We start from the raw sequence: 13,658 nt of genomic DNA, 5'->3' as shown, positions 1-13,658 counted from the left end.
CCCATGAAACGACCGCCGATGCGCCAACTTTCCACACGAGGCCTGCCCTTGGCCCTCAGCCTTGCCCTGGCCGCCTGTGGTGGCGGCAATCCCGAACCGGGTGTACAGCGCAGCGAAGCGCCGCCCCTGGCCAAGGCCCTGGCTGCCGCCGCGGCTGACACCGAAGCTGCACTGACCCCGGTCAATGCCACCGCCAGCGCCTCCGAGCGCGGCGACCTGTCGGCCGCCGCCGCCATCGACCACGACAGCAACACCCGCTGGAGCAGCGGTTTCACGGACGACCAGTTCCTGACGCTGGACTACGGCCGCACCGTGTCCATCAACCGGGTGCGCATCGACTGGGAGCGGGCGCACGCAACGCAATACGAATTGCAGGTGTCGGCGGACGGCGCCACCTGGACCACCCTGAAGGCCGTCTCCGGCAGCCAGGGCGGCACCGAGGACTGGACGGGCCTGTCGGGCCAGGGGCGCTATCTGCGCATGAAGGGCATCCAGCGCTCCTCGGCCTACGGGTACTCCATCTTCGAGATCCAGGCCTTCTCGGGCGTGGCGCCCAGCCCGGCACCGGCCCCCGCGCCTGCGCCCGCACCGGCACCTTCACCGGCGCCAAGCCCGACCGAGGCGGGCCAGGCGGTCAAGCCGGTCGCAGCCACCTCTTCGGCGACAGAGAACGCCGGTGCTTCCGCCGCGATGGCCATCGACGGCAAACCCGGCACGCGCTGGGCCAGCGCCTTCGAGGACGGCGCCTGGATCCAGTTCGACTTCGGCAGCAAGACGGCGGTGGGTTATCTCAAGCTCGTCTGGGAGAACGCCTACGGCAAGGCCTATTCGCTGCGCACGTCGGACGACGGCAAGACCTGGACCGAGATCCGCAACGTCGCCAACGGCCGCGGCGGCACCGAGGAGTTTTTCAACCTCGGCATGAACGCCCGCTACCTGCGTCTGCAGGGTATCGCGCGGGCCACGCAGTACGGCTACTCGCTGTTCGAGGTCGAGTTCAAGACGCCAGGCAGCGACAACACCCTGCCCGACATCGCCACCTCGGCGCTTCGCTTCCCCGCCAGCGGCACCGGCCTGGTACCGCTGCCCACGAGCGCCGAGCCGCTGGAGTCGCTGCAGTTCACGCTGCCTGACGGCACCCTCGTCACGCGCTTCGGCGTGCGCGGCCTGGCCCGCCACGGCCGGGAGCGCGGTGAGGACTGGAATGAGCCTGGCTACGGCCCCAACGAAACGGTCGATGCACTCGGCAACCCGGTCGACAAGGGCCCAGGCAACTTCCTGACCTTCGTGCCGCAGTACTTCAAGAACCGCACCTGGGGCTTCGAGATCATCGACAACAGTCGCGTGGCCGGCGTCACCCAGCCCGCGCTGAAGGTCAACCAGTACTTCACGCAGCCGCAGCTGCCCGGCGGCGTGGCGTGGTTCCGCGCCTTCGACCGCCCGGGCGTCACCGGCTACGGCTGGATGGCGCCGGGCGAGCTGGTCGACAACAAGCTCGCGATCTGCCCGCCGGTCGCCTACCCGCCCAACGGCAAGCTGCTCAGCGCCAACCTGCTGAACAACGGCTGCAGCCTCACGGTGAAAAACTACCCGGGCCATGCCGACCTCGGCGCCGACGGCCTGCCCAACGGCAAGAGCGTGCCGGCCCGGCCGCTGGTGGTGGGTGATGTGATCGAGGTCTCGCCCTCGTTCTTCTCGACCACCCAGGCCATGCAGGCCATCGGCGACAACGGGGGCATCCGCTACTACGCCGGCGAATGGACCTATGTGGTCGGCGTGGGCCTGCGCCCGTCCTACGGCGTGCAGCCGCGGCTGATGAACGCGCCGCTGCCGGTGGCGACACTGACCGGCGGTGACGGCTCGGTGTCGTACAACTATTCGGACAACGGCCTCTTCATGTTCCAGCAGCCGCATAACCATGCGGGCATGCAGAACATGCAGCGCTTCGTGGAAGGCCGCCGGCTGGTGCATACCAACTTCACGACCGGCGACCACAACGAGCCCGGCAACGACCGCTACCAACCCGCCGTGGGTCTGCAGGGCACGCGCTTCAACCAGAGCGCCTGCATCGGCTGCCACGTGAACAACGGCCGCAGCCCCGCGCCCACCGCGGTGAACCAGCGCCTTGACACCATGACCGTGCGCGCCGCCATGCTGGACGCCACCGGCCAGCAGGTGCCGCACTCGCGCTATGGCACGGCCATCCAGATGAATGCGCAGTCCGCCAGCGGCACGCCGCAGGACTGGGGCCAGGGCGTGCGGGTGTCGGGCTTCGAGACGCGCAGCGTGAAGCTGGCCGATGGCACGGTGGTGGAGCTGCGCAAGCCCACGCTCGCCTTCGACGGGCCCGTGCCGCCGGTGTTCTCGCTGCGGTCTGCGCAGCCGATGATCGGCGTGGGCCTGCTGGAGGCCGTGCCCGAAGCCGACATCCTCGCGCTGGCACGCGCCACGCCCGATGCCGACGGCGTGAAGGGCGTGCCCAACTTCGTCTTCGACCCTGAGACCGGCGCGGTGCGCCTGGGCCGCTTCGGCTGGAAGGCCGCGAAGGCCTCGCTGCGCCACCAGACGGCCGCGGCCCTGCTGCAGGACATGGCGGTGACCTCGCCCGTCTACCCGAGCCGTGCCTGCAACAGCGGCCCGGCGGCCTGCGCCGCGGGCAAGGCCGAGCCGGGCATCTCGGAGGCCGACCTGCAGCAGGTGTCGCGCTACCTCGCGCTGCTGGCCGTGCCGGCCCAGCGCAGCCTGGCCAGCGGCTTCCCCAAGGGCGTGGCGCCGCTGGATGAGCACCGCGTAGACCCGCTGCAGGTCGCAGCCGGCGCGCGCATCTTCTCGGATGCGCGCTGCACCGCCTGCCACACCACGACGCTGAAGACCGGTTCGGGCCATTTGTTCGCCGAGCTGCGCAACCAGACCATCAAGCCCTACACCGACCTGTTGCTGCACGACATGGGCCCGGCCCTGGCTGACAGCTTCAGCGAAGGCCAGGCCCAGGGCAGCTTCTGGCGCACGTCACCGCTGTGGGGCATCGGCTACACCGAGAAGGTCATGGGCAGCAGCGCCAAGGTGGGCTATTTGCATGACGGCCGCGCCCGCAACCTGACCGAGGCCATCCTGTGGCACGGTGGCGAGGCGGAGAAATCGCGCCAGCGCTTCGAGGCACTGTCCAAGGCTGACCGGGACGCACTGCTGGCCTTCCTGAACTCCTTGTGAGAGTGGGGCTGGCGCGCCGCCGCGGCCGTGGCGGGGCGCCGGTCTGCAGCGCCCCGCGCAGGCCGCGGGCCTCAGTGGATCTTGCTCGCGTCGACGTTGCGCTTGTGCACGTCGGCGGCCTTCTGGGCCTTGGCGCTGCCGAGTTCCTTGTACTCCTCGTGGCGGTCAGCGCGAGTGGCGGCGAGGTCAGCCTTGGCATGGGCCTCGTTGCGCTTGATGCGGCCGATGTCGCGGTTCTCCTGTTCGCGGGCGGCTTCGTCGCGCTGGGCTGCCGCCACGTCACCGCGCTTGATGGCCTGGTCTTCGGCGCGCTGGTCGGCATTGCGTTCACTGCGCTCGCGGGCGAGCTTGCGGTCATCGTGGCCGATGCGGCGCTTGTCGGCGTTGGCGCGGGCGTTGTCCTGCGCGATCTCCTTGCGCTGGACGTGGATGTTGCGGTTGTCCTGGCGGATCTGCGCGTTGTCCTGCTGGACCTGGGTGACCGGGTCGGGCGTGGGCGTGGTCTGAGCGAAGGCCATGCTGGCCAGGGCCAGGCTGCAGGTACCGAGGGCGAGGGAGAGGGCGGTTTTCATGAGTTGCTCCTGAAGGGTGGGTGAGAAGTCTTGAAACGGCGGGCCCGTGCGAACAAGAACGGCAGGGCACGAGGGGCGTTGACGCCCGACAGTCGGGCGACAGCTTGGCGGCGCGGCACTCACTGTTCCCAGTGCAGCCGCAAGGCATAGAACCAGGCCGGGCCGCGGTCGGCGTTGTAGCCAGGGTTGCGAATCTGCTGGACGTCGGCCGTGGCGGACAGGCCGGGCGCGAGGGCGGTGCGGTAGTACAGCTCTGCGTCCTGTTCCGCGCGGTAGCGCAGCGCGCCGTCGCCCAGGAAGAAGGTCTGCCCGCCGCGCGCCAGGTAGGCCTGGTGGCGAGCCGACAACCCGCTGCAGGCCAGGCCCAGGCCGATCACATCGTCGGGGCGCTGCCAGCCCGCGCCGCGAAGCTGGCCGCCGACCGAGAAGGACCGGTCGGCCTCGGTGAAGGCGTAGGTCTCGGTCTTGCCATCGGCCGCGAAGGCGCGCAAGAAGAGGCCCAGCTGGTCGGACAAGGCCTGCTCGACGCTGACCCCGAGGCCAGCCTTGCTGCGCAGCGCGCGAACCGAGTCATCCAGCGGCAGCGGCTTGCCTGCCGATGGCAGCAGGTCGGCGTAATCCGCCATCGCGGCGTGCATGCGCCAGGCCAGCAGGCGGACGGTGCCGTCCTGCCCACCGACGCGGTAGTCACGGCTGAGCTCGACCTGGTCGCCGAAGTGGCGACGCCATCGGTTGTCCAGCTGCAGCTGGTTCGGCTCACGCGGCACGCTGAAACGCCCGGCCCGCAGGGCCCAGCCGTCGTCGATGTATTCGGCGGCCAGGCCGTAGGTGTAGCCGCGCGAGTCTGCCGGGTAGTCGTAGGCGGCATGCGTCATGAACGCCCAGTTCATGAACTGCATGCGAGGGTCGTGGGCCAGGGTGTTGTTGTCGAAGATGTCCAGCACCGACAGTGCGCCGGCCGTCAGCACCACGCGGCGGGTCGTCGTCGCGCCCGCCAGCTGGTTGGCGGCCGACGCCAGGTCCACCGCATCGCCGCCGAGGTCGATGGTGTGCCGGGCGAACAGGCGGGCGCGGTAGAGCTTGGGTTGGCTGCCCGAGGTCTTGGCGAGTTCTCCGTTGCTGAATCCGGCCAGGCCGAGCAGGCCCGAGATGGGGCGGCCCTGCGCCACCTCCGGGTTCACGTAGACCTCCGTGCGAGGGCCGAGCCGCAGGCCGAGAGCGGCCGTGGCGGTCAAGGAGTAGCTGGTCTCAGCCTCGGCCAGCAGGCTGTTGGGGCCCGCATAGGGCGAGTTCAAGCGCGGCTTGCGCTGGCCGATGTAGGTCAGCTGGCCATGCAGGTTCCAGTCTTCGGCGGCTTGCGCGTGGGCCAGCAGCGCCGTGCCCAGCAGCGCCGCGCCAAGGATGGTTGGCTTGTGCATGAGAGGCGGTGCTCCTCAGTCGCCCGCCGCGCGCGGCTCCAGCGGCACGCAGCGCTGGCTGTTGACCCAGACGGTCTCGCCCAGGCCCGGATGCAACTGCTCGGGCACCGACGCGATGACCGACGGGTGGCGGTGCCCTTGCGGGTAGCTCACGACGGCATAGACGGTGTTGGGCGCGTCGGCGTCGGTGGTCGACCGGCAGTCCAGGCGCGGATGTTGTTCGCCGAGCGCCGCCGCGGTGCCGACGGCCTTCACGTGGCCGGGCTTCCAGCCATCGTTGAACCGCTGGGTCTGCTCGGCCGTGGCGCAGCCCGCCAGCAACGCGCCGCTGAGCAGCGCACCGAGACATGCGGGAAGGAGCCTGAGGGTCGGATGCATGGAGGTGCCTTCGTCAGGGTTGGGAGGCCGCCGCCCGGGGCGGGTCGTCGTCATGCCACCAGCCGCCGCCCAGCGCCTGGTACAGCGCCACGAGGTGGGTCAGCCGCGCCGCCTGGGCTGCGGCGGCCTGCTGCTCGGCCTGATGGTGTGCGGTCTCTGCGGCCAGCAGGGCACTGCGGTCCTGGTAGCCCGCGTCGACGCGACGCTGGGCCAGCGCCAGTGCCTGGGCTGTGGTGTCGGTGCCGCGCTGTGCCAGCGTCCAGGCTGCGTCATCGGCGGACATGGCCTGCAGCACGTCGGCCACGTTCTGCAGCGCGCCCAGCACCGTGGCCCGGTACTGGGCCTCGGCCTGCGCCGCCGTGGCCGCGGCGCCGAGCTCGCGGTGCCTGGCGGCGCCGGCATCGAACAACGGTGCGGTCAAGGTGGCGGTCAGGTCGAAGAAGCGGCCGCTGGCCAGGAAGGCCTGCGACAGCCGCGACGCGGCACCGCCGGCGTCAGCCGTGATCGCGAACTGCGGCAACCGCGCGGCCCGGGCCACACCGATCTGCGCCACGGCCGCGTGCAGTTGCGCTTCGGCGGCACGCACGTCGGGACGCTGTTCCAGCAGCTGGGAGGGCAGGCTGGACGGCAGGGCCTGTGGCCAGTGGAAGTCCGACAGCTCGAACGCCGGCAAGGGCCGGTCCTGCGGCGCGCCGATCAGGGCGCGCATCCAGTTGCGGTTCTGCTCCAGCTGCTGCTGCAGCGGCGGGACGGCCTGCTGCAGGCTCAGCAGCGCCAGTCGCTGGGCGGCTTCATCGCTGCCGGCCAGATAGCCGCCCTGCCGCAACCGTTCAGCCAGGCGCAACGCGTCCTGCGCAGCCTGGGCGGCAGCCTGCGCCGAGCGGATCTGCTGGCGCAGCTGCGCGTCCAGGATGGCCGCGGAGGCCAGGTTGGCCGCGAGCGTCACGCGGGCGGCCTGCCATTCATAGGTCTGCGCCTGGGCCAGCGCTGCCGAAGACTCCACCTGCCGCCCCAGGCCGCCGAACACGTCCGGTGCATAGCTGATGGACACCTGGGCCGTGTGGAAGTTGTAGATCACCGGCTGGTTGAAGGGGGCGGTGCCGCCCGCTGACCGGGGCGGGTTGGACACCGTGCTGATGACGCTGCCATCGCCCTGCACACCGGGCGAATTGCCGCCCAGGTTGCCGGCGATCTTGGTGCGGGTCGGGCTCTCGGTTGCCTGCACCTGCGGCCACAAGGCGGCCTGCTGCGCCAGCCGGGCCTCCTCGGCCGCCCGCACCGCATGCCGTGCCGCAGCCAGGGTCGGGCTGTTCTTGAAGGCCTCGGCCATCAGCGCATCCAGCGCCGGGTGGCGGAACAAGGTCCACCAGTCGCGCGGCAGGTCATGCACGGGCGCGGCATCGGCCGGTGCCGTCTCGGAGAAGGCGCGCCCGGTGGGCACGGTGGGACGGGTGTAGTCCGGGCCGGCGGCGCAGCCGGCCAGCACGAGCGCGGCCGCGGCCGCGAGCAGGCCAAGTGCCCGGTGCCGGGTCTGGTCAGGCGCGCGAGCGGTCATGTTCGATCTCGGAGAAGTTCGCGAAGCGCCGCAGGGCGACTGGCAATGCGATCAGGGTGAACAGGGTGCCGGTGACGATGCCGCCGACGATGACGCAGGCAAAGGGCCGCTGGGTCTCGCTGCCGATGCCGTGCGACAGCGCAGCGGGCAGCAGCCCGAGGCCTGCCATCAGGGCCGTCATCAGAATGGGGCGCAGGCGTGCCACCGCACCTTCCACGATGGCTGCCGCGACCGCGCTGCCGGCGCGGACACGCTGCATCACCTCTTCGGCCAGGATCACGCCGTTTTGCACCGAGATGCCGGCCACCGCGATGAAGCCCACCGCGGCCGACACCGACAGGTGCAGGCCCGCGAGGCCGAGCGCCGCGAGGCCACCGACCAGCGTGAAAGGCACCATGGCCAGCACCATCAGCGCCAGTCGCACCGACCGGAAGGTCCAGAACAGCAGCGAGAAGATCAGCAGCGCCGTGAGCGGGATGATGACGCTCAGCCGCGCAAGCGCCCGCTGCGAGTTCTCGAACTGGCCGCCCCAGCGCAGCTCGTAGCCGTCAGGCAGCGGCACTGCCGCCGCGACGGCGTCCTGCGCCTCGGCGATGAAGCTGCCCTGGTCTCGGCCGATCAGGTTGACCTTGACGATGACCGCCCGGCTGCCAGCCTCCCGCACGATGCGGGAGGCGCCCTCGCGCACCTCGATGCGCGCCACGTCCGACAGCGCGACGACCGCCAGCCCGTTGGCGCTCTTGCTGTCGGGGAGCGGCAGGGGCAGGTTGCCGATCGCATCCACGCTGTTGCGCTGCGAGGGTGCGGCGCGCAGCACGATGTCAAAGCGCCGCTCGTCGTCGAAGAAGCTCGACACCGCATTGCCGGCCATGGCCTCGTTCACCAGGTTGTTGACGTCGGCCACGGCCAGGCCCAGGCGCGCCAGGCGAAGCCGGTCCGGCGTCACGACGATCTCCGCCTGCCCGCCCACGCGGGTGTAGTCCACGTCTGTCGCGCCGGGGAGGCGGCGCAGGGTGTTGGCGACCTGGTCGGCCTTCTGCTCCAGGATGTCCAGGTTCGGGCCGGTGATCTTGGCCACGATCTCGCCCCGAAAGCCCGAGAGCGACTCCTCGACGTTGTCCTGGATGACCTGCGAGAAGTTGGTGGAGAGGCCCGGGATGACGGCGAGTTGTGCCGTCATGTCGGCGATCAGGGCCTCCTTGCTGGCGAAGCGCCACTGCGCGTGCGGCTGCAGGTCCACCAGGATCTCGAGGTTGTTGGCCCCCTTGGGGTCGGAGCCGTCGTCCGGGCGCCCCACCTGTGAGATGACGTGGGCGACTTCGGGGTAGCCGCGCAGCAGGCCGCGCACCCGGCTCTCGATGGCTTGCGTCGTCTCCAGCGCCGCCGAAGTGGGCAGGGTGATGGTCAGCCAGATGTTGCCTTCGTCCAGCTTGGGCAGGAACTCGCTGCCCAAGCGCGGCGCCAGGGCCAGTGCAGCCACCACGGGCAGGGCCGACAGCGCCAGCGCCAGCCGCCCACGCGCCAGGGCGCCGACCAGTCCGCGCCGGTAACGGTCCTGCAGCCGCGCGAGCCAGGGCTTGTGCTTCTCGCGCAGGCTGCGCCGCTGCAGGATGCCCGCCAGCAGCGCCGGCAGCACGGTGAAGGTCAGCAGCACCGCGCCGATGAGCGCGAAGCTCAACGTCAGCGCAACCGGCGTGAAGATCTTTCCTTCGACCCGCTGGAACGTGAAGATGGGCACGAAGGCCAGGATGATGATGGCCTTGGAGAAGAGCACCGGATGCGCCATGCCGCCCATGGTCTGGTGCAGGGCATGCACGCGATAGCCGGCCTCCGACAGCCCGGGCTCCGGTGTGCGGTCGGGCAGGGCGAGGCGCACCATCAGCGCCTCGACAATGACCACCGCGCTGTCGATGATGATGCCGAAGTCCACCGCGCCGAGCGAGATCAGGTTGGCCGACACGCCGCGGGCGTGCATCAGGATGAAGGCGAACAGCAGCGCCAGCGGAATGACGGTGGCCACGACGAGCGCGGCACGCCAGCTCGACAGGAACACCACCAGCACGGCCACGACCAGCACCGCGCCCACCAGCAGGTTCTCGGCCACGGTCGCGACGGTGTGGTGCACCAGCTGCGTCCGGTCATAGATGGGCACGATGGACACGCCGGCCGGCAGGTGGGGGCGCAACTGCTCGATGCGTGCGCGCAGTTCGGCGTTGATCTTGGCCGGATTGCCGCCCTTGGTCATGGACACGATGCCCTCGACCGCCTGGTCCCGCTCGTCGACGCCCACGACACCGTAGGGTGGCCGCTCACCCAGGTGCACGTTCGCCACCTCCGCCACCGTGATGGACCGGCCCTGGCGTGCGGCCACGACGACGCGACGGATGTCCTCCAGGCTGGCGAACAACCCCTGCGTGCGCACCACCAGCGAGGCATCGCCCTGCCGCACCACATTGCCGCCGGTGCTCGCATTGCCGTTGGCCAGGGCTTGGCTGAGCTGGTCCAGCGTGATCTGGTACTTGCGCAGGGCCATCAGGTCCGCGTCGACCTGGTACTCCCGGATCGCGCCGCCGAAGGTGACGATGTCGGCCACGCCTGGCGTCATGCGCAGCGCGGGCCGGATGGTCCAGTCCTGCAGGGTGCGGATCTCGGTGGGAGACAGGCCCGGGGCGTCGATGGTGTAGCGGTACACCTCCCCCACGGCCGTCGACAGCGGCGCCAGCTGCGGCTGCACGCCCGCGGGCAGGTTCACCGTCGAGAGCCTCTCAAGCACCTGCTGCCGTGCGAAATAGTCGTCCGTGCCGTCGGCAAACGTCAGCGTGACGATGGACAGGCCGGTCATGGTCACGGAGCGCACGTTGATCAGACCGGGAATGCCCGACACCTCGCGCTCGATGGGCAAGGTGACGGCACGTTCCATGTCCTGCGGTGCCTGCCCGGCCAGCTGGGCGATGACGCGCACCTGCACGTCCTGCACATCGGGGAAGGCCTCGATCGGCAGGTTGTTCAGGGAATAGGCGCCGAAGCCGATCAGCGCCGCGGCCAGCACGAACACGAACACGCGCTGCGTCAGCGCGAAGACGATGAGCCGGTCGATCATGGCTGCCCGTCCGCCGGGGCGCTCAGCTCCGCGTCCAGCAGCAGGGCGCCCTGCGTCACGACACGCTCGCCGGCCGTGAGGCCCTGGCTGACGAAACTGTCGTCACCTCCGCGGGCGGCGAGGTCGACGCGCCGTCGCTGGAACTCACCGGCCTGCGTCTCCACGAAAACGAAGGCATGCACGCCGCGGGTCACGATGGCGGTGTTGGGCACCCGCACGGCCGGCTCGCCGCGCCGCGCGGGTAGCCAGGCGCGCACGAACATCTCGGGCATCAGGCGGCCATCCGGGTTGTCGAGCTTGGCGCGCAGCACCACGCGCCGGGTCGCCGGGTCGACTGTCGGGCCCACCTGCACCACGCGTGCCTCGCGTTGTTCCTGCGGCAGGGCGTCGGATTCGATCACCAGCCGGTCACCGACGCGCACCTGCGGCCCGAGCTTCTCGGGCAGGTCGGCCAGCACCCACAGGTGCCGCAGGTCGGCCACCACGAACAGGGGCGACGTCAGCGAGGGCGACACCTCCATGGCGGGGTTGGCATTGCGCTCCACAACGACCCCGTCGAGCGGGCTGCTGAGGGTCAGGCGTTGTCCCTCCCGGCTGCTCTCGCCCAGGTGGAGGTTGCGCAGCCGCAGCGCCGCTCGCGCCTGTTCCGCCCGGGCCTGGGCGAGGTCTGCCTGGGCCTGCTCAAGCTCCCGGCGGGCCACGGCGTCGCCGCCCGACAGGTCTTGCAGCCGGGCCACGGTCTTCTGCTTGAGGGCCAGGTCGGCCTCGGCCCGTGCAAGGTCCGCCATGGCGCTGCCGACGTCCGGCGAGTCGATGACGAGCAGGGCCTGGCCCCGCCGCACCCGGTCACCCGGCCGGGCGCGCAGCTCGGTCACGCGGCCGGACACCGGCAGCGACAGTCGGGACGTCACATCCTCGTCATAGGCCAGGCGGGCCTCCAGGGGCTGCGCCACAGGTAGCGGGAAGGCTGTGGCGACGCTGCTGTGGATCATCGCGAGCTGGGGCGAGCCCGGCGCAAACCGGAGGTGGTCGGCATCGGCATGCCGGGCTGCGGTTGCTGGTGCCGGCGCGGCAGGGCTGGGCGGAGCGGGGGCCTTGCTGCAGGCTGTCAGCAAGGCGAGCAGCGACAGCCGCGCCAGCGTCGGCAGCGAGCCGGGCATGACCCGAGGGCGTGGCGAGGTTGACGGCTTCACGACGGCTGGCGCGGGCAAGAATGCGGTGCTTGAAGGGACATGCCGCCACGCTAGGCATGCAGTCTTGCAACTTCCTATCAGTCGCCCTCGGACGCGCCACATCATGCAGATCCTCCTGATCGAGGATGACCCCGACATCCGCCGCGAACTGCTGCTGCGATGGCAGTCCAGGGGCTGGGAGGTCATGCCTTGCGAAACCCTGTCGCAGGCGGATCAGCGAGCGCGCCAGCTCATCCACGACCTGATCGTGCTGGACCTGCAGCTGCCCGACGGCGACGGCCTGGACTGGCTGCAGCGCTGGCGCAGCCGTGACCCCGGCACGCCGGTGCTCATCCTCACGGCGCGCGACCGGGTGGCTGATCGCGTCAGCGGGCTGCAGGCAGGCGCCGACGATTACCTGATCAAGCCCTTCGCCGCGACCGAACTGGACGCCCGCATCGAGGCGCTGATGCGCCGCAACTCGCGGGACCGTGATGCGCGCCTGCACTTCGGCCCGCTGCTGTGGCTGCGCGACGAAGGTCGGCTGCTGCTCGACGGCGAGCCGCTGGAGCTGCATCCGCGCGAATTCGAGGTGCTCGGGCTGCTGTTGCGCCGCGCGCCGCGGCTGGTCCCCAAGCGCGTGATCATCGATGCCCTGGCCGAGAAGAACCTCGAGGTGGGCGACAGCGCCGCGGAGGTGTACGTGTCCCGACTTCGGCGCAAGCTCGGGCAGGGCCCGGTGCAGATCGATACCGTGCGGGGCTTCGGCTACCGGCTCGTCCTCGCGGACGCGCCCGCCGGTCCATGACGCGCCGCCACCGTCGCTGGCTGCAGCGCGAGCTGCAATGGCGACTGGGCCTGCCGGTGCTGGCCATCGTGCTGCTGGGCGGTCTTTTCAGCGCGGTGGGGGCCGACTATCTGGTCGAGAAGACCTTCGATCGCTGGCTGCTGGATGCGGCACGGTCGCTGGCCCAGCAGGTCCGCTCGGAGAACGGGCATGCACGGCTGGCGCTGGACCGGCAGGCCGAAACCATGCTGGTCTACGACGTGGCCGACCGGGTCTACTTCGCCGTGCTGGAGGGCGATCAGCTGCTGGCAGGCAGCCCGCACCTGCCGCAGGCCGGTCGCCATGAGCGCCTCTACGGCGCGGAGGGACGCGCCATCGATGCGGTCTACCGGGGGCAGCCGGTGCGCGTGGTCTGGGTGGAGGCCGCGCCCGCTGGCTCGCCGCGCGTGCGCGTGGGCGTCGCGGAGACGCTCATCAAGCGGGCCCATGCCCGGACGGATCTGCTGCTCGTCTTCTCACCGCTGAGCCTGGTGCTGCTCTTGGCCGCCGTTGTCGTGGCGCGCGGCGTGCGCCGGACGGTGAGCCCACTGGAGGCGATGGCGGCGCGCTGGAACGAGCGGTCCCACCTCTCGCTGGACCCCATCCCGACCGACGAGGTGCCACGTGAGCTGCTGCCGTTCGCCACCGCGCTGAACGACATGCACCAGCGCGTGCGGGAGGTGCTGGCCCGGGAGCAGCGCTTCGCCTCCACCGCGGCCCATCAACTGCGCACCCCGCTGACCGCGCTGCAGCTCGGCCTGGCCCGGGCGGCGGAGGGCCCAGACCTCGCCTCGGTCAAGGCGGCGCTGCAGGACCTGGGCGAGACCACGCAGCGCACTGCCCGCCTGCTGCAACAGTTGCTTGCGCTGAGCCGGCTCGATCCCGAACTGAACAAGAGCCGCGAGTTCTCGCGCGTCGATCTTGCCCCGCTGGCCTACGGCGTCGGGCTCGCCTACCAGGACGCCGCCTCGGACCGCGGCGTGAGGCTGGAGCTCAGCGAGCCCGACGGCGGTCGCGCGGTGATGATTCGAGGCCAGCCCGAGCTGATCAGCGAAGCGCTGGGCAATCTGGTCGACAACGCCTTGCGCCACACGCCACCTGGTGGGGTCGTGCGCCTGGGCATCACCGACCATCCCCCGACGCTGGTGGTGGAGGACGACGGGCCGGGCGTGCCCGCGCAGGAGCGCGAACGCATCTTCGAGCGGTTTGCACGCGGCAGCGGCGCCGTGGGCCCCGGCACCGGGCTGGGCCTGGCCATCGTGAAGGAGATCGCCGAGCTGCATGGCGCCACCGTGGGCCTCACGGGTTCGCTCAGTGGTGGCGCCAGGTTCTGCCTGGTCTTCGAGGCACCTTCGCCGGCTTGAGGCTGCGCCGCCACAGGGTGAGTCCATGGAGACCGCCTGGGACTGCCCCGGCTCACCGCGCAG

Annotated in this window: 9 protein-coding genes; 3 read left to right on the top strand and 6 right to left on the bottom strand. The window is 70.8% G+C overall.

All coding sequences use genetic code 11. The features are described 5' to 3' along the window. The first annotated feature begins 3 nt into the window (after positions 1–3). Positions 4–3,210, top strand: coding sequence for a di-heme oxidoredictase family protein (locus CDO81_RS15740; protein ID WP_241517028.1), 3,207 nt, complete (start codon positions 4–6; stop codon positions 3,208–3,210). 71 nt (positions 3,211–3,281) lie between these two features. Here the strand turns inward: CDO81_RS15740 and CDO81_RS15735 are convergent, their stop codons facing one another. The 6 genes from CDO81_RS15735 to CDO81_RS15710 all read right to left on the bottom strand — a co-directional run bounded on the left by CDO81_RS15735 (position 3,282) and on the right by CDO81_RS15710 (position 11,393). Then, positions 3,282–3,782 carry a hypothetical protein gene (locus CDO81_RS15735; RefSeq protein ID WP_088484181.1) on the bottom strand — a complete coding sequence of 167 codons (501 nt, stop codon included), beginning with the start codon at positions 3,780–3,782 and terminating at the stop codon, positions 3,282–3,284. 119 nt (positions 3,783–3,901) lie between these two features. Continuing rightward, the gene (locus CDO81_RS15730) at positions 3,902–5,200 is read right to left on the bottom strand and encodes a carbohydrate porin (protein WP_088484180.1); all 1,299 of its coding nucleotides are present in this window, start codon (positions 5,198–5,200) and stop codon (positions 3,902–3,904) included. Positions 5,201–5,215: 15 nt separating this feature from the next. Beyond that, complete coding sequence (locus CDO81_RS15725) at positions 5,216–5,578, bottom strand: hypothetical protein (protein ID WP_144397272.1); 363 nt, start codon at positions 5,576–5,578, stop codon at positions 5,216–5,218. A gap of 13 nt (positions 5,579–5,591) precedes the next feature. Next, complete coding sequence (locus CDO81_RS15720) at positions 5,592–7,133, bottom strand: efflux transporter outer membrane subunit (RefSeq protein ID WP_088484178.1); 1,542 nt, start codon at positions 7,131–7,133, stop codon at positions 5,592–5,594. Further along, positions 7,114–10,233, bottom strand: coding sequence for an efflux RND transporter permease subunit (locus CDO81_RS15715; protein WP_088484177.1), 3,120 nt, complete (start codon positions 10,231–10,233; stop codon positions 7,114–7,116). The genes CDO81_RS15720 and CDO81_RS15715 overlap by 20 nt, the downstream gene beginning before the upstream one ends. Next, positions 10,230–11,393: an efflux RND transporter periplasmic adaptor subunit gene (locus tag CDO81_RS15710; protein ID WP_158218303.1), complete on the bottom strand. Its 1,164-nt coding sequence runs from the start codon at positions 11,391–11,393 to the stop codon at positions 10,230–10,232. Before CDO81_RS15710 ends, CDO81_RS15715 begins: the two co-directional genes overlap by 4 nt. Positions 11,394–11,529: 136 nt before the next feature. On the opposite strand from CDO81_RS15710, the gene CDO81_RS15705 reads away from it, so the two are divergent. Further along, entirely contained in the window at positions 11,530–12,213 is a 684-nt protein-coding gene (locus CDO81_RS15705) for a response regulator (RefSeq protein ID WP_158218302.1), read from the top strand. Further along, positions 12,210–13,595 (top strand): sensor histidine kinase, encoded by a 1,386-nt coding sequence (locus CDO81_RS15700; protein WP_088484175.1) that lies wholly within the window; start codon positions 12,210–12,212, stop codon positions 13,593–13,595. Before CDO81_RS15705 ends, CDO81_RS15700 begins: the two co-directional genes overlap by 4 nt. Positions 13,596–13,658 lie beyond the last annotated feature (63 nt).

The sequence above is a fragment of the Roseateles puraquae genome, from assembly GCF_002205845.1.
Lineage (GTDB): Bacteria > Pseudomonadota > Gammaproteobacteria > Burkholderiales > Burkholderiaceae_C > Pelomonas > Pelomonas puraquae.
Note: the sequence above shows the minus strand (reverse complement) of the source record. Positions and strands in the feature narration are given on the sequence as shown.

What these genes read in the sequence shown, in the direction of transcription:
- CDO81_RS15740 (WP_241517028.1), top strand. Translation starts at nt 4, where the DNA reads ATGAAACGACCGCCGATGCGCCAACTTTCCACACGAGGCCTGCCCTTG.
- CDO81_RS15735 (WP_088484181.1), bottom strand. Translation starts at nt 3,782, where the DNA reads ATGAAAACCGCCCTCTCCCTCGCCCTCGGTACCTGCAGCCTGGCCCTG.
- CDO81_RS15730 (WP_088484180.1), bottom strand. Translation starts at nt 5,200, where the DNA reads ATGCACAAGCCAACCATCCTTGGCGCGGCGCTGCTGGGCACGGCGCTG.
- CDO81_RS15725 (WP_144397272.1), bottom strand. Translation starts at nt 5,578, where the DNA reads ATGCATCCGACCCTCAGGCTCCTTCCCGCATGTCTCGGTGCGCTGCTC.
- CDO81_RS15720 (WP_088484178.1), bottom strand. Translation starts at nt 7,133, where the DNA reads ATGACCGCTCGCGCGCCTGACCAGACCCGGCACCGGGCACTTGGCCTG.
- CDO81_RS15715 (WP_088484177.1), bottom strand. Translation starts at nt 10,233, where the DNA reads ATGATCGACCGGCTCATCGTCTTCGCGCTGACGCAGCGCGTGTTCGTG.
- CDO81_RS15710 (WP_158218303.1), bottom strand. Translation starts at nt 11,393, where the DNA reads ATGCCCGGCTCGCTGCCGACGCTGGCGCGGCTGTCGCTGCTCGCCTTG.
- CDO81_RS15705 (WP_158218302.1), top strand. Translation starts at nt 11,530, where the DNA reads ATGCAGATCCTCCTGATCGAGGATGACCCCGACATCCGCCGCGAACTG.
- CDO81_RS15700 (WP_088484175.1), top strand. Translation starts at nt 12,210, where the DNA reads ATGACGCGCCGCCACCGTCGCTGGCTGCAGCGCGAGCTGCAATGGCGA.